Below are 19,468 nucleotides of genomic sequence, written 5' to 3'. Positions count from 1 at the left end.
ACGATTCACGATTCACGATTCACGATTCACGATTCACGATTCACGATTCACGATTCACGATTCACGATTCACGATTCACCGAAGCGCGCTGCTCGCCGCCCGGGTGATAAAGAGAATCTCCACGTGGCCCAGCCACTCGATATCGCTGGCCATGGCCTTGAGCTGGCTGGCCAGGCACTGGGGCGGCTGATGCACGGCGTCGCTGATGATCAGTGACACCGAGACCTTGTTGTCCAGGTAGTGAAGCTGCAATTCGTTCAACGTGCGCCATACCGGGTGGGCGTACCAGCGCTCGTCGAGCGCTGCCTCGACCTCCGGGCGAAGCGGCAGCCCCGGCAGCTTGCTCGGGTCGCCTTCACCGGCGTCGTCCTCGGGGTCGATATGAAAAATGACGTCGGTGAGCAGGGGAAACTCGTGACGCAGCCGCCGGCTCACCTCGTTGCCGATCTCGTGAGCCTCGGACACCGTAATGGTGGGGCCGACCACGATGTGTAGATCGACCATGACCCAGCCCGCGGATTGGCGAGTGCGCAGGTCGTGCACGCTATCAACGCCAGCCACGCTACAGGCCACGTCGTGCATCTGCTGCTGGACGTTTTCGGGGAGTGCGGTATCGACCAGCTCCCGGGCGGATTGCCACAGTAGATCCCAGCCGACCTTACCCACCAAAAGCCCCACCACTACGGCGGCTACCGCGTCCAGCCAGCCAAGCCCGAACTGGGCACCTAAAAGCGCCACCAGCACCACGGCGGTCGAAAGCGCATCGCTTCGCGAGTGCCAGGCGTTGGCTTCCAGCAATTTAGACTGCACGCGCTTGGCCACGCGCATGGTGTAGCGAAATATCCACTCTTTACTGGCAAGTGCGGCGACGGTGATGGCGATCGCCACGTACCCCGGAGCGCTTACCCCCTCACCGCTTAACAACCGGTCCAGGCTTGACCAGGCGATGCCGCCGGCGACGAATATCAGGATACTGCCCAGCAATAGCGTGGTCAGCGTTTCGATACGCCCGTGGCCGTAGTGATGATCGTTATCCGGTTCCTGGCGGCCGTAGTGGATCGCGGTCAGCACGAAACCATCGGTGACCAGGTCCGAGAGCGAGTGGATACCGTCGGCGACCAGCGCCGCCGAGCCGACCAAAAAGCCCACCGCTACCTTGACGATGCTCAAAAGCCCGTCCAGCCAGGCGCCAATGTAGGTCACCCGCTTGGCTTGTTCGTGGTCAAGTGTATGATTTTGAACCACTGACGATTCTACGGTCTGAGACATGGGTACCTTGCAGGGCGTGCACGTTCATTAGAACTCCATTGTAGCGTATAGCGGCGTAATCTATAGCCCCTTAGCGCTTGTTCGTTTAGAGAAACGGACAATGCGCCAACGGGCATGTATTCTTTGCCCGCCTGACAGGTAAACATTCATTAAATAACGACAGACGAATAGGACAATCCATGGATTGGCTTCAGGTGGTAGTGCTAGCGGTCGTGCAGGGGCTGACCGAATTTTTACCCATTTCAAGTTCCGCTCACCTTATTTTAGTGCCCGTATTGACCGACTGGGACGACCAGGGCCTGGCCTTCGATGTCGCGCTTCACCTGGGCAGTTTAAGCGCGGTCATCCTCTACTTTCGCCGTGAACTCTGGCAGATGGTGGCTAGCAGCTTGGCAGCGGTGGCCGGCCGGGGCGTCAACCGCGAGGCATTGCTGGCGCTTTGGGTCGTAGTGGCCACGATACCGGTGTGTCTGGCCGGGTTTTTGCTGCAAGACATCGTGGAAGGTCATATGCGCTCCACGCTGGTGATCGCCATCAGTCTGATCGTCTTTGGCCTGGTGCTGGGCTACGCCGATTGGAAAAAGCGCGGCACCCGCTCCGAGTACGATATGCGCTTGAGGGATGCGCTGTTTATCGGCGCCGCCCAGATACTTGCGTTGATCCCCGGTACCTCGCGCTCGGGGATCACCATTACCGCCGCGCTGATGGCGGGCATGAGCCGCGAAAGCGCCTCGCGGTTCTCGTTTCTGCTTTCCATTCCTGTCATTATATTAGCCGGTGGGCTCGAGGCGTTTAAGCTTGCAAGCAAAAGCGTCACGGTCGACGTGCCGGTCATGCTGGGCGCGACGGTGCTGTCGGGCATCAGTGCTTACCTGTGTATCCACTACTTTTTAGCGGTGATTAAAAAGCTGAGCATGCAGCCGTTCGTCCTCTATCGTGTGCTGTTCGGCGCTTGGCTTTTGTGGTTTTTTTATTTCTAATGCCTGGGCGTTTTAAAGGGACCCAACATGAAAAACTATTCGCCGAGGTTGCGCCACGCCGCGTTTTTGCTGATGGCGCTACTGCTTTTGGGCTGCTCCGAGCAAGACCGCCCGCTTGATTCCCCCGTACGCTTCGAAGGCGGCATTTTTGGCACGTTTTATCAGGTGACCATTGCCGATTCGCTCACCCAGGGCGAAGCTCAAACGCTGGAAGAAGGTATTCTTGCCGAGCTCGAAGACGTCGACCAGGCAATGTCTACCTACCGCGACGACTCGGAGCTGATTGCGTTCAACAACGCCCCGCTGGGCGAGTGGCAACCGCTTTCCAACGAATTGATCGAAGTAATGGCGATTAGCCAGTCGGTGGCCGAGACGAGTAACGGCGCTTTCGATATCACCATCGGCGAGCTGGTCAATTTGTGGAGTTTTGGACCCGAGGCCCGCCCGGAAGAGGTTCCTTCCGAGCAGGAACTCGAGGATCGCCTGGCGCGCATCGGCTTCGACGCCGTCGAGGTCGACACCCAGCGCATGCAGGCCAGGCGCAATCGTGATGTTTTCATCGACCTTTCCGGCGTTGCCAAGGGCCACGCAACGGATCGCGTGGCGGCGTATCTGGACCAGCAGGGCATCGAGGATTACCTGGTGAACCTGGGCGGCGACTTGATCTCCCGCGGCCATCGCAGTGAGGCCGACCAGGAGCCCTGGCGCATCGGTATCGAAGTGCCTCAAAACGGCCAGCCCCGGGCCCAGCACGTCATTCCACTAGAGACGCTGTCGGTGGCGACCTCCGGCGACTACCGCCACTACTTCGAAGCCGACGGCCAGCGTTATGCGCACACCCTCGACCCGCGCACCGGCCGCCCGATTACCCATCGTTTGGCCTCGGTGTCGGTGTTTCACCCCTCCAACGCCTGGGCGGATGCCTGGGCGACCGCGCTTTCGGTGGCGGGGGAAGAGCGTGGCATGCAAATGGCCGTCGACAACGACTTGAGCGTGCTGATGCTCGTCAATATCGGCGAAGAACAGTGGCAGAGCCTGGCAAGCCCCGCTTTCGTCGACTATTTCGGCGAAGCGTTAATGGTCGAGCTGGGTATCGATGCTTGGAACGCCGAGACCTCACCCGCTTCAATCAGGGACTAACATGCAAGAACTCGACATCGTCATCCTCGCCGCCGGTAAAGGGTCGCGGATGCGCTCGCAAACCCCAAAGGTGCTGCATACGCTTGCCGGCAAGACATTGGTACAACACGTGCTCGATACCGCCGCCACGCTTGCGCCTACCCGCACCCACGTAGTGATCGGCCACGGCGGCGAGCAGCTTCGCCAAGCGCTGGCCGGTCAGGCGGTCACGTTTGCCGAACAAACCGAGCAAAAAGGCACCGGCCACGCGGTGATGCAGGCTACGCCCGCCTGTGGCAGCGGCAAAGTACTGGTACTTTACGGCGACGTGCCGCTGATTCAGGCCGAGACGCTCACCGCGCTGCTCGAGCAAGTGGACGAGACGCACATGGGGCTTTTGACCGTGACGCTTCCTGATCCCAGCGGCTACGGGCGCATCGTGCGCAACGCTGAGGGCGAGGCGGTGGCCATCGTCGAGCAGAAGGATGCCACTGACGCCGAGCTTGCCATCACCGAGTGCAACACCGGCATCATGGCGATGACCACCGAGCAGCTCGAACGCTGGCTGCCGAAGCTTTCCGATCAGAACGCCCAGGGCGAGTACTACCTGACCGACGTGATTGGCCTGGCAAGCGCGGAGGGCACGACGGTGTGCACCGCCCAGCCGCAAAGCGTCGCCGAGGTCGAAGGGGTCAACAACCGCGCGCAGATGGCGCGGCTCGAGCGCACCTACCAGCTCGATTTGGCCGAGGCGCTGATGGCCCAGGGCGTTGCCCTGGCCGACCCGGCAAGGCTCGATGTGCGCGGAACGCTCACCTGCGGCGAAGACGTCTTTATCGACGTGGGCTGTGTGTTCGAAGGCGACGTGCGCCTGGAAAACGGCGTACGCGTCGGCCCCTACAGTGTGATTAAAAACAGCGTCATCGGCGCGGAAAGCGTGATCGAAAGCCATAGCGTCATCGAAGATACCTGGAGTGCGGGGCGCAACCAGGTGGGCCCCTTTGCCAGGCTTCGCCCGGGTACCCGGCTGGCGCTCGACGCCAAGGTCGGCAATTTCGTCGAAACCAAGAACGCCGAGGTGGGCGAGGGCAGCAAGATCAACCACCTAAGTTATGTGGGCGACGCCACCCTGGGGCGGGGGGTGAACGTCGGCGCCGGCACGATTACCTGCAACTACGATGGCGCCAACAAGCACCGCACCGTGATCGGCGACGAGGCGTTTATCGGCTCCAACAGCGCCCTGGTTGCCCCGGTCACCGTGGGCGCCGGGGCCACGGTCGGTGCGGGCTCTACGATCACCCAGGATGTCAGCGACCAGGCGCTTGCGCTCACCCGTAGCCCGCAGACGCAAAAAGCGCCCTGGTCGCGCCCGACCAAAAAAACCTCTTGAACCCATCGCCCAAAAGCCAAGGAGAGACCCATGTGTGGCATCGTCGCAGCGGTTGCACAGCGTAACGTACAGGAGATCCTGCTGGAGGGACTCAAACGCCTGGAGTACCGCGGCTACGACTCCTCTGGCATGACGGTGCTTAGCGAGGGGGCCCTAAGGCGCCACCGGGCGGTGGGCAAGGTCGGCGCCCTTGCCGAAAAGCTCGGACGTGAAGCGCTTCCCGGCACCTCGGGTATTGCTCACACGCGCTGGGCCACCCACGGCAAGCCCACCGAGGCGAATGCACACCCGCACCACAGCCAGGACCAGGTGGCCGTGGTGCATAACGGCATCATCGAAAATTTCGAGCCCATCAAGGCGCGCCTCGAAAATGACGGTTACGCGTTCAGCTCACAAACCGACACCGAAGTGATCGCTCACTTGCTCAGCGAGAAGCTGGCCAGCGGATCGGATTTGTTCGAAGCGACCCGGTATATCGTCAAAAACCTGGGCGGCGCCTACGCGCTGGGTGTGATGAGCAAAAGCGAGCCCAATGTGGTGGTTGGCGCCCGCCAGGGCAGCCCGCTAGTGGTGGGGGTAGGTATCGACGAGGCGTTTCTCGCCTCGGACCCGATGGCGCTTTTGCCCGTGACCGATCGGTTTATCTATCTGGAAGAGGGCGATCTGGTCGTGCTGCGCGACAAGGGCGCGATCACCGTGGTCGACCGCGACGGCCAGAGCGTCGAGCGCCCTATCCACACCTTCGAGCACGGCGATGGTTCGGCGAGCAAGGGCGAGTATCGCCACTATATGCTCAAGGAGATTTTCGAGCAGCCCGCGTTGATGGGCGCGGCCCTTGAAGGCCGGTTAAGTGCTGACGGTGTCCTGGTTGAAAGCTTCGGCCCCGATGCCCACGCACTTTTCGAAAAGGCGCGCCAGATCCACATCATCGCCTGCGGCACTAGTTTTCACGCGGGGCTTGTGGCGCGCTATTGGCTCGAGCGCTACGCCGGTGTACCCGTGCAGGTGGAAGTGGCCTCGGAGTATCGCTACCGCTACCCGGTGGTGCCCGAAGGCACGCTGTTCGTGACCCTCTCCCAGTCCGGGGAAACCGCGGATACCCTGGCGGCGCTGCGCTTTGCCAAAACCCTGGGGTATCTGGGTACGCTTGCGATATGCAACGTACCGGGAAGCTCGCTGGTGCGCGAATCCGACATGGCGCTGATGACCCGGGCCGGCCCGGAGATCGGCGTGGCCTCGACCAAGGCGTTCACCACCCAACTGGTTGCGCTGATGCTTTTGACCCTGAGCGTGGCGAAAGCCAACGGGCGTGGGGATTACGGTGAGATCGTTGAGGTGTTGCGCGAACTGCCCGCGCTTTGCCAAAAGGTGCTGGCGATGGACAGCCAGATCGAGGCGCTTTCCCAGGCGTTTGCCGAAAAACACCACGCGCTCTTTCTGGGGCGTGGCGCCCACTATCCGGTCGCGCTGGAAGGCGCACTCAAGCTCAAGGAAATCTCCTACATTCACGCCGAAGCCTACCCCGCTGGCGAGCTCAAACACGGGCCGCTGGCGCTGGTGGACAGCGAAATGCCGGTGATATCAATCGCGCCCAACGATGACCTGCTGGAAAAGCTCAAGTCCAACCTGCAGGAAGTACGCGCCCGGGGCGGGCAGCTTTTCGTCTTTGCCGACGAGAACGTGGGCATCGTCGCCCAGGAAGGCATCGAGGTACTGACGCTGCCCCACGTGCACGAAGCGCTGGCGCCGCTGCTCTACACGCTTCCGCTGCAGCTTTTGAGCTATCACGTGGCGGTTCTCAAGGGGACCGACGTCGACCAGCCCCGCAACCTGGCCAAGAGTGTAACCGTCGAGTAGGGCTCATAAACCTTCGTTAATCGACTTTGCAAGGCGCAGTGAATTGGCGCATCTTATGCGCAACCGCTGCGTTGCAACACTTAGTTAGTGTGCTTATCATTTGGCGGTGTCTCTCCATTCCTACTTAAAACGCTCAGGATCCCGCCGCCATGACTTCATCGAACGTCCTTGCAACCCGGTGCTTGAACCGCCGGGGTGCTTGGTTGTTGATCACGCTTCTCCTCCTCGCTTTTCCTTCGCTCTCCTTTGCCGCTGCTGGCCCGCTCGATCTGACCACCACCGTCGCTGGTATTAGCTGTGTGATTATCTTCATTCTCGCCTATGCGCTGGTGATGAGTGAAGAGATCATCCATATGCGCAAGTCCAAACCCGTGCTGGTGGCCGCCGGGCTCATCTGGGCCATCGTTGCCTGGATTTACGTGCAGGCGGGGATGCCCGAGGAGGCCGAAACGGCGTTTCGCGAAACGCTTTTGGAGTACACCGAGCTTTTGCTCTTCTTGCTGGTGGCGATGACCTACATCAACGCCATGGAGGAGCGGCGCATTTTCGATGCGCTGCGCGCCTGGCTCGTGCGCAAGGGCTTTAGCTACCGCAGTCTTTTCTGGATCACTGGCTTTCTCGCCTTCTTCATCTCGTCCATCGCCAACAACATGACCACCGCCATGCTCATGTGTGCGGTGGTGCTCAAGGTCGCCGAAGGCGATAACAAGTTCATCGGGCTTTGCTGTGTGAACGTGGTGGTGGCCTCCAACGCCGGCGGCGCCTTCAGCCCCTTCGGCGATATCACCACATTGATGGTTTGGCAGGGCGGACAAATCCCCTTCGAGGGTTTCTTCGTACTGCTGATACCGGCGATCATCAACTTCGTCGTGCCCGCCACTATCATGAATTTCTTCATTATCAACCGCCAGCCCGCCGCCTTGACCGAGAACGTCTGGCTCAAGCGCGGCTCGCGGCGCATCATCGCGCTGTTTTTGGTCACCGTTGCGATCTCGGTGCTTTGCCACTCGGTGCTCAACCTGCCGCCGGCCATGGGCATGATGTTTGGCCTGGGGCTTTTGCAGTTTTTCGGCTACTACTTGCGCCAGAGCCTGCCCCGCTCGCTGGAGCGTAAGCGCGAGCGCTACTCTCGCCGGGGGGATTGGAAAAAGCTCGAGCAGTTGGGTAGCGTCGTACCGTTCGATATTTTCAGCCGGATCGCCCGCTCGGAGTGGGACACATTGCTGTTCTTCTACGGGGTCGTGCTGTGTGTCGGCGGTTTGGGCTTCATGGGGTATCTGAGCCTGCTCTCCGAGACCCTCTACGGTAGCTGGAACCCGATCTGGGCCAACGTGGTGCTGGGGCTCATTTCGGCGGTGGTCGATAATATTCCGGTGATGTTCGCGGTGCTTTCGATGGCGCCGGATATGACCGAGGGCAACTGGCTGTTGATCACCCTGACCGCCGGCGTGGGTGGAAGCCTGCTCTCCATGGGCTCGGCGGCGGGCGTGGCCTTGATGGGCCAGGCGCGCGGCATTTACACCTTCGCGGTACACTTGCGCTGGGTGCCGGCCATTTTGCTGGGCTACGCGGCCAGCATCGGCGCGCATCTTTGGATCAACGCGTCGCTGTTTTAAGCCAGGGGCACCGCAGGGTGCCCTTGCCCTGACCAGTTGGTATGAAAGTGTTGGCCAGCCAAACAAAACCGCCCTCTAAAAGAGGGCGGTTTTTTCGTGATGGGGTGCGGCGCGTTTTATAAATCGTGGCCGGTGATGACTTGGCAAATGTCGGCGAAGCTGCTGGCCATGGGCACCACGGTATTGTCGATCTTGCCATTGCCCTGACCGATGGCGTTTTGAATATCGGTCACTGAAATCAGGCCGCGAACGCTCAAGGCGTGCTCGGCGTTGTGTTCGGTGATCAAAAGATGCTGCTCGGTGAAGCTCTCCATCGAGAGGATCAAATCCTGGATGCTCATGGACGTGAGCTGCTCCATGGGCATGGCGCTGAGTTTTTCCCAGGGCGTCATGATCATTTCGGCGGTGATCTCTTCGCGGTCGAGCTGGCGCTGCTGCATGGCCAGGTTCACCCGGCGGGTGCCGATGACTTCCTTGGCGGTCAAAACACCCACGCAGTGCTCGTTGCGATCGATCACGAACAGCAGTCTTACGCCGCTGTGGCGCATTTTCAGGTGCGCTTCGTTGATCGGGGTGTCCGCGGCGATGGACTGCGGCGCTACCTGGGTGAAATCGGTCAGCAGCGAAAGCGCCGGGCTTTGCTGGGTAAGCTCCTTGGCCGCGGGGGTGGTCAAAAGCGGTGTTTGGCCAAACTGAACGAGCGGCTTGGGCTTGCGAACCATTAAATTCATGGCAGTACCTCCGTGATCTGTCAGGGTGCGCAGGCGGTTACGCCTGCTTTATGCATTCAGATTTACACGGAATCCTTACCACAACCTTAAGGGTGTCCAATTATTGTTTAATCAACATGATAACCAACGGCTATGGTGGCTCGGCATTGCCGCCTTTGGCCAGCACGGCGCGCACGCGAAGCCCGCCCTGGGGGGCGTCTTCCAGGCTTAATTGCCCGGCGTGGCGTTTGACCAAACGCTCGACGATCGAAAGCCCCAGGCCCGCACCGGCACCCGGGCCCGCGCGCTGAAAGCGCTCCATCGCGCGCAGCCGCTCGCTTTCCACGATCCCCGGGCCCTGGTCGTCGACGGTGATCGTGACCGTATCGACGGTGGCGCTGAGGGTTACGGTAATGGTGCTCTGCTGTGGGGCGTGTTGAAGCGCGTTACCTACCAGGTTTTGGATCAGCGTCTCGATCGCGCCGGGCTCCTCGTTCATTTGCCACGGGGCCCGGTCGTCGGCGTCGAGCAGCAGCTGCTGGCCGCCTTTCGCCGCCAGGGGGGAGAGCTTTGCCAGGGTTTCGCGTGCTTCGATGGCCACGTCGACCTGCCTCGAGGCCGGGTGGGCGTCGGTGTCCGGGTCTAGCCGCGCCAATGTGAGCAGTTGGCTGACCAGGCGGGTAGAGCGGGCCACGCCGTCGCGCAGCCGCGTCAGCGACGCTTCGCGGTCGTGGGCGTTATCGGCGGCCAGGGCGTTCTGGGCGTGAAGGTCGAGCACGGCAAGCGGGGTGCGAAGCTCGTGAGCGGCGTCGGCGATAAAGCGCTTCTCGCGCACGCGCAGGCGGCTGACCCGTTCGAGCAGCCGGTTGAGGGCGCCGGCGATGGTATCGAGTTCAAACGGCAGCGGCTCGCGCGGCAGCGGCTTCAAATTATTGGGGTCACGGCTTCTGATCTGTTCGGCCATGCGCGAAAGCGGCGCCAACCCCCAGCCGATCGACCACCATAAAAGCACCGTTAATAGCGGCAGGCCCAAAAGATCCGGCAACAAGGTACGCAGCGCCACCGTGGTAATCAGCTCGTCGCGCATGTCTTCGCGCTCGCCGACCACTACCTGGCGGGCGGTGTTGGGCACGTCCAGTACGTAAATTCGCCACTCGGCATCGCCAAGCTCTAGCGACGAATAGCCGGAGGGCTGCTGATTCAGCGAAGCCTGTGGGGCGTTGGCCGAGCGCAGCAGCAGTGCATCCGCTTCCCACAGTTGAAAGACGAGCTGGCTTTCGTAGCGGTGGCCCGCCGTGTGCTCGGGGGCCTCGTTGGCCGTGCGCAGCGCGTCTTCCAGGCTGCCCAACAGCACCGCCCGGTCGGCCTCGGGCAGTGGCGCGCGCAGCAGGCCTTCCAACAGGCGCGCGTTTTGCGACAGGCTGGCGTCGTAAAGCTCTTCGATCTCCTGGGCGGCGTAGCGGTAGCTGATGAACCCGATGACCAGCATACTGAGCCCGAACACCAGTAGCGTAAGTCCCAGCGTGCGCTGGCGAAGCGACTTCATGAGGCCGACCCCGAGGCCGCTTTATCCATTACGTAGCCAATGCCGCGCACCGTGCGTACCGCATCGCTGAACAGTTTGCGGCGCAGGTGATGCACGTGTACCTCGATGGCGTTGCTTTCGACGTCCTCCTCCCAGCCGTAAAGCAGTTGAGCGAGCGTATCCCGGGTAAATACGCGGCCGGGGTGGCTCATGAACTCCTGTAACAGGGTCAGCTCGCGACGCGAGAGCGCAATCTCCTGGCCCTGGTAGGTCACGCAGAGCGTGTCCGGGTCGAGTACGATGCCCCGGCAGGTCAACTGCGAACTCACCTGGCCTTGACTTCGCCGCAGCAGCGCGCGTAGACGCGCTTTGAGCTCTTCGACTTCAAAGGGCTTGGTGAGGTAGTCGTCGGCGCCGGCGTCGAGCCCGGCAATGCGGCTGTCCACGTCGTCGCGGGCGGTCAGCACCAGCACCGGCACCTGGACGCCCTGGCGGCGGGCACCTTCCAGCACCGCCATGCCGTCCAGCCGGGGAAGCCCCAAATCCAGAATGACGGCGTCGAAAACTTCGTTTTTCAAGGCGTTCAACGCCGCGGTACCTTCGCTAAGATGGTCCACGGTATAGTGCTCGGGCTTCAGGGCCAGGCGAATGCCGGAGGCCAGGCTGGGATCGTCTTCGACCAGCAGTATACGCATAGGGGCGGATGACTCCTTTCATTCACAGCGGGCTCGTTCAGGGGCTATCGCAACGCGTCGGAAAATCTAACATGCCATGTCACGAGGCTTTCGACCACTCCTACCTTGGCCCTTGTCCTGCCCATCGACGGTTGGAGGCGCTAAGCCACTTGGCCGCGTTTTACGATCCGGCACAGCAGGCGGCTCTGAAAGCCTCTTTGGAGCGCGCCCAGGCCGGCCCGCCGCTCAATTGGGACGGCTTTTGGATCATCACGCGCGCAGAGCGCATCGAGGCCACCCTTTGGGTAGAGCCGCTGGCCGACGCCACCGCCCAGCTTTGGCTACCCGCCCGGCAAAATAGCGCCGCCGAGGCGTTACTCGCCGGTGTCCATCGGTGGGTAAGCCGCCAGGGCTTCGATCTTTGCCACGTCATGCTAAGCAGTGGGCAAAGCGACTGGGCGGCGATGCTGGCGGCGAGCGGGATGGAGCGCATCGCCCGGGTGGCGCATTTGCGGGCGCCCTGCGCGGCGACGGACACCGCCTCGTCGCCTCTTCTCATGGCGCCCTTTGGCGGGCTGACCCGGGCGCGTCAGCTCGCGCTGTTGCGCGCCATTAGCGAAGCGTCGCTGGACTGCCCGGCGCTGCTCGAGGCACTGTCCATGGAGACCTTATTAGCCGGATTTTACGCCCAGGCGCCGGCGGCGCCGCGCCATTGGTACCAGGCCATCTACAAGGGCGAGACCGTCGGCGTTTTGCTGCTGGCCCCGCAAACGTCGTCGAGCTGGGCGCTGCAACTGATGGGGATCGTTCCGGCCTGGCGCGGCAAGGGGCTGGGCCAGGCGCTTGTCGAGCAGGCGCAGGCGCTGGCCCACCAAGGCGGCGCCCACACGCTCACGCTAACGGTCGATGCGCACAATACGCCCGCCTGGCAGGCCTACACACGGGCCGGTTTCCGCGGCGATAGCACCCAGCAGCTCTACGCATGGCGCCGACAAGACCCCGAGGGTCGAACCGGCTGACGCAAGGGGCTGAAGAGCGGGTCTGACAAGGTCGTCATGGTGCGAGTTTTTACTCTATACTGAGCGCGTTCCATTAAGGAATACCCGTCTACTCATGGAGGAATCGCAATGAAAATTATCCTGGGCATCATCGTATTCATTTTTCTTGTCGGGCTTTTGACGCTGACCGGTGTCTTTAACCTCATTTTCTGATCCCGCGGCCCCAGGCAGGCGCCGCTCTGCCGATGCTTTACGATTGGATCGCTACACGCGCTGGTATCACGCCTTCTACGCACCAAGGGGCGCGATGCCAGCGTTTGACGTTAACGGTCGCGTTTTATAGGGGGTCCGGAGTGAATTTCAAGCGCGTGGCAGGGGCTTTATTAAGCGTTGTCTCAAGTTTTGTGTGGGCTGATAACGACGCGTTGAGAGCGCAAGGCGAGGCGGTCTACGACCGGCTTTGTATGGCGTGCCACCAAACCGGGGTGGCCAGTGCGCCGATTCGCGGTGATAGCGAGGCCTGGGCGCCCCGCCTGCCCCAGGGCTTCGAGGTACTGTTGCGCCACGCAATCGACGGGGTCGGCGCGATGCCACCGCGCGGGGGCAACCCCAATCTTTCCGACGACGAAATGCGCGCGGCGACCTTCTATCTGGTCGAGCCCGTGATGGAGGAGCCGGCGCCGCAGCAACGAGGCGAAGCGCCAACCGAGCCCTCAGCCCCCGACCCCGCTGACGACGAAGAGGGCGCTTCCCACCGCCAACTCGATGGTGAAGCGCTTTACGCCCGCGCCCGGTGCGCCTCCTGCCATGCCACCGGCATTGCCGGTGCCCCGGCGCTTGGCGATTCCAACGCCTGGGGCGAGCGCCTGGATAAAGACCCCGACGTGCTCTATCAAAGCGTGATTGCCGGTAAAGGGGTGATGCCACCCCGCGGCGCGAGTACCGCTTCCGACGACGAGCTCAAGGCGATGGTCGACTTCATGGTCGAGCGTTCTCGCTAGCTCACTTCGTTTATCCACAGCCGCATCGAACGAAGGCGCTGTGGATAACCCAAACCGCTAGTCGAGCAGCGAGCGCAGCCCGGCGATGGCATCCTTGCCACGCGCCTGCTTTTTAACCGGGTCCTCTTTATCGGCGTGGCCTTCCCAGTCGAGATCCTCCGCGGGCAGCTCGTCCAAAAAGCGGCTGGGCTGGCAGTCCATCAGCTCGCCGTAGGCCTTACGCTGGCGAGCTAGCGTCATCGTCAGCGTACGCCGCGCGCGGGTGATGCCCACGTAAGCCAAACGGCGCTCCTCTTCCACCGTGCCGACCTCGATGGCGTTGCGGTGAGGCAGCAAGTCCTCTTCCAACCCCATCAGGTAGACGTGAGGGAACTCGAGGCCTTTGGAGGCGTGCATGGTCAAAAGCTGTACGCGGTCCGAGTCGTCCTCCTCGGCCTGCTGCTCGAGAATATCGCGCAGCACCAGCCGCGAAATGGCGGCTTCGACGCCGTCGGTTTCTGTGGCGGTGGAATCGTCGTCCTCTTCCGGGTCGCGGTTGAGCGACTTTTCGAGCTGGTCGATCAGAATCCACACGTTGGCCATGCGCCGCTCGGCGATGGTCGGCGCGCTGGCGTTTTGATAAAGCCAGGCTTCGTAGTCCATATCGCGCAGCATATCGCGAATGGCAGCGATGGCGTCGCCCTGGTCCATGCGTTTGCGCACGCCTTCTATAAAGTGGGTAAAGCGCGCGAGCCGCTCCACCGCTTTGGTCGGCAGCACCTGCTCGAGGCCCAGTTCCCGGCAGGCGTTAAAAAGTGAGGTATTGCGCCCGGTGGTCTGGTCGTTGGCGTAGTTGGCGAGCTTTTCAAGCGTGCCCGGGCCGATCTCCCGGCGCGGCACGTTGACGATGCGCAAAAAAGCGTTGTCGTCAGCCGGGTTGATCAAAAGGCGCAGGTAGGCCATGGCGTCCTTGATCTCGTTACGCGAGAAAAACGACGTGCCGCCGGAGAGCTTGTAGGGAATCTGGTAGTGCTGAAGCTTCAATTCCAAAAGCCTGGCCTGGAAGTTACCCCGGTAGAGCACCGCGAAGTCGCGCCACTCGGCACGCTCCTTGATGCGCCGGGTGAGCATTTCGCTGGCCACGCGCTCGGCTTCGGCCTCTTCGTGGCGATTGACCACCACGCGGATCGGCGCGCCGTCGCCCATGTCCGACCAAAGGGTCTTGTCGTAAACGTGGGGGTTGTTGGCAATCAGCGTGTTCGCCGCGCGCAGAATGGTCCCGGTGGAGCGGTAGTTTTGCTCGAGCTTGATGACGTTCAAGCGGGGAAAGTCCTCGCCCAGTGTCACCAGGTTTTCCGGCCGCGCCCCGCGCCAGGCGTAAATCGACTGGTCATCGTCGCCGACCACGGTGAAGGTGGCACGTTCGGCCATCAATAGCTTTACCAACAGGTACTGAGACACGTTGGTGTCCTGGTACTCGTCCACCAGCATGTAGTGGATCTTGCGCCGCCAACGGGCCAGCGCCTCGGCATCGTTTTGTAAAAGCACCACCGGCAGCAGAATCAGATCGTCGAAATCCACCGCGTTGTAGGCTTTCAGGTGGCGGTTGTAGGCTTCATAGACGCGCGCGGCGAACTGCTCGTCTTCGTCTTCGGCGTGGGAGAGCGCCTGACCGGGCAGTACCAGGTCGTTCTTCCAAGTGGAAATCTTGCCCTGCACCGAATTGATCTGCTCGGCGTCGACCTGGGCGTCCTTGTTCATCAGATCGCGCAAAAGCGCCTTGGCGTCTTCCGGGTCGAAAAGCGAAAAGCCGGGCTTGTAGCCCAGGGTCTTGAGCTCGCCGCGAATGATGTTGAGCCCCAGGGTGTGAAAGGTCGACACGGTTAGGCCGTGGCCCTCCTTGCCCTTGAGCATCTGGCCCACGCGCTCTTTCATCTCCCGGGCGGCCTTGTTGGTGAAGGTGACCGCCGCGATCCGCCGGGCGCTCATCCCGCACTCCTGCACCAGATAAGCGATCTTGGTGGTGATCACGCTGGTTTTGCCCGACCCCGCCCCGGCAAGGACCAGGCAGGGGCCATCGATATACCGAACAGCCTCTTGCTGGCGCGGATTAAGGCCTTTGATGCGGCTTAAAATAGAGGACATGGACACTACCTGGCAGGAAAGCGGGACGCTTTGGCCGTATCATACAGGGCGGCGGGTCGAAGGCGAAACCGGTGAATAAATACGTCGAATGGAGTCAAAAAAATCTTTTCTAACATTAGACCAAAGTTCTATAAGAGTTTGTATAATACCGCGCCACCGCTGGGCGAAATCGTCACCCGGCGGGGGCGTGCCACCGGAGCGACGTTGTGCAGGCCAAAGGGTACTCGTCATGTTTGAAGTAGCGTTGTTCGAGCCGCGCATGGCGCCCAATACGGGCAACATCATGCGCCTGGTCGCCAATAACGGCTGCCGGCTTCACCTGATCGAGCCATTGGGCTTTGATCTTGAAGAGAAAAAGCTGCGCCGCGCCGGGCTCGACTATCGGGATCTGGCCAACGTGACGCGCCACGCCGACTTTGCGGCGTTTGCAAAGGCCATGGCCGGGCGCACCATGTGGGCCATTACCACCAAGGGGGGAAGGGCGCACAGCGAGGCGGCATTTGCCCCCGGGGACGTGCTGCTGTTCGGCTCGGAAACCGGTGGCTTATCGGCCGAGGTGCACGCAGCACTGGCAGAAGAGCAGAAGCTGCGCATCCCCATGCAGCCCAATAACCGCAGCCTGAATTTGTCCAACGCCGTGGCGGTGGTGAGTTTCGAGGCCTGGCGGCAGCAGGGCTACGAAGGCGCGCTATAGCGCCCAGGAAGCCACCACGCCGTAGCGGTCGCGGTAGGCGCGTACCGCCTCGGCGTAGGCGAGCATCTCGCCGCCTTCGTGCTCTTCGAGATATTCAAGTACTTGCTCGAGAGTGACGATACTTACCACGGGCATGGCGTACTGGTCGCTCACTTCCTGCAGGGCACTCTTCGCGCCCTGGCCGCGCTCCTGGCGGTCCAGCGCTATGATCACCCCGGCGGCGTGGGCGTTTTCGGCCTCGATCAGCGCCATGACCTCGCGAATGGCGGTGCCCGCCGTGATCACGTCGTCGATGATCAAAATATTGCCGGCAAGCGGCGCGCCGACGATATTGCCGCCTTCACCGTGGGCCTTGGCCTCCTTGCGGTTGAACGCGTAAGGCATGTCCTGGTCATGGTGGTCGGCCAAAGCGGCGGCGGTGACGGCGGCCAGTGGAATGCCCTTGTAGGCCGGGCCGAAAAGCACGTCGGCCTCGAGGTCGCTGTCCATGATGGCCTGGGCGTAGAAGCGGCCCAGCTTGGCCAAGGCGCGGCCGGTTTGGAACAAACCTGCGTTGAAGAAATAGGGGCTGACGCGCCCGGACTTAAGCGTGAACTCGCCGAATTTAAGCACGCCCTGCTCAATAGCGAAGGCAATGAAGTCGCGCTGATAGGGTTTTAAAGTCGCAGTCACGGCGATGGTCTCTTAAGCAAAAATGTGAGTGAACGTAACCGTTAATGATCAGGTAAATAGTCTGATTAAGCTTGCCTATTTACCCAAACGTCTAAACGTCGGGTATCATACAGCAGCGACGCAAAAGGGACGATTTATGAAAATTGCCAGCATTAATGTCAATGGTATACGTGATGCCGTCGACCGTGGCTTCCTGGACTGGCTGGCTCAGCAGGATGTCGACGTGGTCTGCGTGCAGAACCTCAAAGCCAAGAGCTTTGAGCTGGGCGACCATATCCTCTATCCGGAAGGTTTCGAAGGCTACTTTTTGGACGCCGAAGAGGATGGCTTCGCCGGTGTCGGTTTATATTGCCGCAAGATTCCCAAAGCCATCATGTACGGGCTGGGCTTTCCCCAGTGCGACCACGAAGGGCGCTTTTTGCAGGCGGACTACGACCGTTTCAGCATCGCTACCTTCCTGATGCCCGACGGCTCCGATCAAAAAGCCAAACAGGCCTTCATGGAGCAGTACCAGGAGTACCTGACGAAGATGTCGCGCAAACGCCGCGAATACATCATCTGCGGTACCTGGCACGTCGCCCATAAAACCGTGGATCTGGCCAACTGGTCCGACAACCAGCTCACCTCGGGCTTTCGCCCGGAAGAGCGCGCCTGGATGGACCAGGTGCTCGGCCCGACCGGCTTCATCGACACCTTCCGCGAGATCAATCGTGACGCCGGTGAGTATACCTGGTGGCCGAAACTCGACCAGGAAGTCTCCCGGGACCGCCAGGAAGGTTGGCGCATCGACTACCAGCTGGTCGGCCCGAACTTTCGCCGCCACGTGGTCGACGCCTGGATCGACTATGACGCGACCTTCTCCGAGTACGCCCCGCTGATCGTCGAGTACGACCTGGCCCTTTAAGGCCAAGCGGCTTCCCGCGTCGCGCCGGTAGTCACTTTCAAGTAGTCGTCAGCAAAAGGCCAGCTTAGCGCTGGCCTTTTGCGTCTCGATAGCGGCGTAATGGTTTACCCGCGAATGCCCAGCGCCTCGCGCTGATGTTCGCGTAGCTCCTCTCCGGCCTTCTCGGCCAAATCCAGCATGGCGTTGAGTTCGGCGCGGCTGAACGATTCGGCCTCGGCGGTGCCCTGCACCTCGATCAGCTCGTTGGTGTCGGTCATCACCACGTTCAGGTCGGTGTCCGCCTTGCTGTCTTCCGGGTAGTCGAGATCGAGCACCGGCACGCCCTTGTAGATACCTACCGAAATAGCGCTGACCAACTGCTTGAAGGGGTCGCCCTTGATCTTTTTCTCGCGCTGTAGGTAGCGAATCGCGTCCAGCAGTGCCACGCAGCCGCCGGTGATCGCCGCGGTGCGCGTGCCGCCATCGGCCTGGATCACGTCGCAATCCACGGTGATCGTGAACTCGCCAAGCTTCTTCAAATTCACCGCCGCGCGCAGGCTGCGCCCGATCAGGCGCTGGATTTCCAGCGTCCGGCCGCCCTGTTTGCCGCGGCTGGCTTCGCGGCCACTGCGCGAGTGGGTCGCCCGGGGCAGCATGCCGTACTCGGCGGTCACCCAGCCCTGGTGCTTGCCACGCAGCCAGCGCGGCACGCCCGCCTCCACGCTTGCGTTACACAGCACTTTGGTGTCGCCAAACTCGACTAGCACCGAGCCTTCGGCGTGGCGGGTGTAGTCGCGGGTCAGGCGGATATCGCGCAGCTGGTCGGCCTCGCGGCCACTGGGGCGAACAACATCGGGACGCATAGCACCTCTCAATTGCGCTCAAAAGCGCATCACTCGGAAAAGCCGTCTATTGTACACGTCCTGACGGTTAAACCCGCCCCTATCGGGTAGACTGAAGAAAATGCGCTTTCAAAGGATCTGATCAATGGGTAACACTCGCTGCGTACACAGTATGACCGCTTTTGCCCGGACCGAGCAGGCAAGCGCTTTCGGCACGCTGCAGATCGAAATTCGCTCCGTGAACCAGCGCTACCTGGACCCGCATTTTCGCCTGCCGGAGGCGCTACGCGAGCTCGAGCCCACGCTTCGCGAAACGCTCAGGCAGCGTCTGGCCCGGGGCAAGATAGAGTGCACCCTGCGCTTTGAAAGCGCCGATGACGTCCAGGCGCCCACGGTCAACCAGGCGCGGCTAAAAGAGATCGCCGACGTGCTCGCGACCATTCAGGCCCAGGTACCCGGCGCCGCGGCGCCGACGACGCTGGCGCTTTTGAACCACCCCGGCGTGATGGAGACCCAGCACCTCGACCAGGAGGCCATCAAGACCGCCGCCCACGCCCTTTTTGAGCAGGCCCTGGACGAGCTGATTGACGCCCGCGCCCGCGAAGGCGAAAAGCTCAGCGCGATGATCGAAAGCCGCCTCGATGCGGTCAGCGAGCAGGTGGGCCTGGTGCGCGGTTTTCTCCCGCAGATTCTAGAGCGCCAGCGCGCATTGCTGCTCGAACGCCTGGAAATCGCCCGCACCGAGCTCGACCCCCAACGCCTGGAAGCGGAGCTTGTCATGGTCGCCCAAAAGGCCGACGTGGACGAAGAGCTCGACCGGCTGGAGGCCCACGTGGATGAGGTACGCCGCCAGCTGGTTGAGCCCGGCCCCCAGGGGCGCCGGCTGGATTTTCTGATGCAGGAGCTCAACCGCGAAGCCAACACGCTCTCGTCGAAATCCGTGGTCGCCGACACCACCCGCTGCGCGGTGGAGCTGAAGGTATTGATCGAGCAGATGCGGGAGCAGATTCAGAATATTGAGTGATCGACGTTTTTGACCCAAAGCGTCGGGTTTTCGCAATGGCCGCCCCGTGCACTACGCTGTCTCTATACCGTTTAGCAGACACGAGCTTTG

The 19,468-nt window shown here is 61.6% G+C and carries 17 protein-coding genes; 10 read left to right on the top strand and 7 right to left on the bottom strand.

The genetic code is table 11. The features are described from left to right. Nucleotides 1–75: 75 nt before the first annotated feature. Nucleotides 76–1,269, bottom strand: coding sequence for a cation diffusion facilitator family transporter (locus ACWHRL_RS18000; protein ID WP_447894740.1), 1,194 nt, complete (start codon nt 1,267–1,269; stop codon nt 76–78). 179 nt (nt 1,270–1,448) lie between these two features. On the opposite strand from ACWHRL_RS18000, the gene ACWHRL_RS17995 reads away from it, so the two are divergent. The 5 genes from ACWHRL_RS17995 to nhaD all read left to right on the top strand — a co-directional run bounded on the left by ACWHRL_RS17995 (nt 1,449) and on the right by nhaD (nt 8,231). Further along, nucleotides 1,449–2,249: an undecaprenyl-diphosphate phosphatase gene (locus ACWHRL_RS17995; RefSeq protein ID WP_447894739.1), complete on the top strand. Its 801-nt coding sequence runs from the start codon at nt 1,449–1,451 to the stop codon at nt 2,247–2,249. A gap of 27 nt (nt 2,250–2,276) precedes the next feature. Further along, nucleotides 2,277–3,389 carry an FAD:protein FMN transferase gene (locus ACWHRL_RS17990; protein ID WP_447894738.1) on the top strand — a complete coding sequence of 371 codons (1,113 nt, stop codon included), beginning with the start codon at nt 2,277–2,279 and terminating at the stop codon, nt 3,387–3,389. A gap of 1 nt (nt 3,390) precedes the next feature. Beyond that, nucleotides 3,391–4,758, top strand: a complete 1,368-nt coding sequence (glmU, locus tag ACWHRL_RS17985; RefSeq protein ID WP_447894737.1) for a bifunctional UDP-N-acetylglucosamine diphosphorylase/glucosamine-1-phosphate N-acetyltransferase GlmU — start codon at nt 3,391–3,393, stop codon at nt 4,756–4,758. A 30-nt stretch (nt 4,759–4,788) separates the two neighbouring features. Beyond that, a complete protein-coding gene (glmS, locus tag ACWHRL_RS17980; protein WP_447894736.1) occupies nt 4,789–6,615 on the top strand; it encodes a glutamine--fructose-6-phosphate transaminase (isomerizing) in 1,827 nt (608 codons plus the stop codon). 149 nt (nt 6,616–6,764) lie between these two features. Further along, entirely contained in the window at nt 6,765–8,231 is a 1,467-nt protein-coding gene (gene nhaD, locus ACWHRL_RS17975; protein ID WP_447894735.1) for a sodium:proton antiporter NhaD, read from the top strand. Nucleotides 8,232–8,347: 116 nt separating this feature from the next. On the opposite strand, the gene ACWHRL_RS17970 is transcribed toward nhaD, so the two are convergent. The 3 genes from ACWHRL_RS17970 to ACWHRL_RS17960 all read right to left on the bottom strand — a co-directional run bounded on the left by ACWHRL_RS17970 (nt 8,348) and on the right by ACWHRL_RS17960 (nt 11,161). Next, complete coding sequence (locus tag ACWHRL_RS17970; protein ID WP_447894734.1) at nt 8,348–8,962, bottom strand: CBS domain-containing protein; 615 nt, start codon at nt 8,960–8,962, stop codon at nt 8,348–8,350. A 130-nt stretch (nt 8,963–9,092) separates the two neighbouring features. Further along, nucleotides 9,093–10,487 carry an ATP-binding protein gene (locus tag ACWHRL_RS17965; protein ID WP_447894733.1) on the bottom strand — a complete coding sequence of 465 codons (1,395 nt, stop codon included), beginning with the start codon at nt 10,485–10,487 and terminating at the stop codon, nt 9,093–9,095. Continuing rightward, entirely contained in the window at nt 10,484–11,161 is a 678-nt protein-coding gene (locus ACWHRL_RS17960) for a response regulator transcription factor (RefSeq protein WP_447530433.1), read from the bottom strand. Before ACWHRL_RS17960 ends, ACWHRL_RS17965 begins: the two co-directional genes overlap by 4 nt. A gap of 71 nt (nt 11,162–11,232) precedes the next feature. On the opposite strand from ACWHRL_RS17960, the gene ACWHRL_RS17955 reads away from it, so the two are divergent. Both ACWHRL_RS17955 and ACWHRL_RS17950 read left to right on the top strand, forming a co-directional pair. Further along, entirely contained in the window at nt 11,233–12,159 is a 927-nt protein-coding gene (locus ACWHRL_RS17955) for a GNAT family N-acetyltransferase (RefSeq protein WP_447894732.1), read from the top strand. 383 nt (nt 12,160–12,542) lie between these two features. After that, on the top strand, nt 12,543–13,139 hold the full coding sequence (locus ACWHRL_RS17950; RefSeq protein ID WP_447894731.1) for a c-type cytochrome: 597 nt from the start codon (nt 12,543–12,545) through the stop codon (nt 13,137–13,139). A 57-nt stretch (nt 13,140–13,196) separates the two neighbouring features. On the opposite strand, the gene rep is transcribed toward ACWHRL_RS17950, so the two are convergent. Next, complete coding sequence (gene rep / locus ACWHRL_RS17945; protein ID WP_447894730.1) at nt 13,197–15,263, bottom strand: DNA helicase Rep; 2,067 nt, start codon at nt 15,261–15,263, stop codon at nt 13,197–13,199. 229 nt (nt 15,264–15,492) lie between these two features. On the opposite strand from rep, the gene ACWHRL_RS17940 reads away from it, so the two are divergent. Continuing rightward, nucleotides 15,493–15,957, top strand: a complete 465-nt coding sequence (locus ACWHRL_RS17940) for a tRNA (cytidine(34)-2'-O)-methyltransferase (RefSeq protein WP_447894729.1) — start codon at nt 15,493–15,495, stop codon at nt 15,955–15,957. Here ACWHRL_RS17940 and pyrE read toward each other — a convergent pair. Next, on the bottom strand, nt 15,952–16,629 hold the full coding sequence (gene pyrE, locus ACWHRL_RS17935; RefSeq protein ID WP_447894727.1) for an orotate phosphoribosyltransferase: 678 nt from the start codon (nt 16,627–16,629) through the stop codon (nt 15,952–15,954). The two genes, ACWHRL_RS17940 and pyrE, sit on opposite strands and share 6 nt — an antisense overlap. Before the next feature lie 136 nt (nt 16,630–16,765). On the opposite strand from pyrE, the gene ACWHRL_RS17930 reads away from it, so the two are divergent. After that, nucleotides 16,766–17,533: an exodeoxyribonuclease III gene (locus ACWHRL_RS17930; RefSeq protein ID WP_447894726.1), complete on the top strand. Its 768-nt coding sequence runs from the start codon at nt 16,766–16,768 to the stop codon at nt 17,531–17,533. A 104-nt stretch (nt 17,534–17,637) separates the two neighbouring features. Here the strand turns inward: ACWHRL_RS17930 and rph are convergent, their stop codons facing one another. Further along, complete coding sequence (gene rph, locus ACWHRL_RS17925) at nt 17,638–18,375, bottom strand: ribonuclease PH (protein WP_447894725.1); 738 nt, start codon at nt 18,373–18,375, stop codon at nt 17,638–17,640. Nucleotides 18,376–18,499: 124 nt separating this feature from the next. On the opposite strand from rph, the gene ACWHRL_RS17920 reads away from it, so the two are divergent. Beyond that, nucleotides 18,500–19,378 carry a YicC/YloC family endoribonuclease gene (locus ACWHRL_RS17920; protein WP_447894724.1) on the top strand — a complete coding sequence of 293 codons (879 nt, stop codon included), beginning with the start codon at nt 18,500–18,502 and terminating at the stop codon, nt 19,376–19,378. Nucleotides 19,379–19,468: the final 90 nt, after the last annotated feature.

The sequence above is a fragment of the Vreelandella sp. GE22 genome (assembly GCF_968212445.1).
This window is presented reverse-complemented; position numbering and strand designations above follow the sequence as displayed.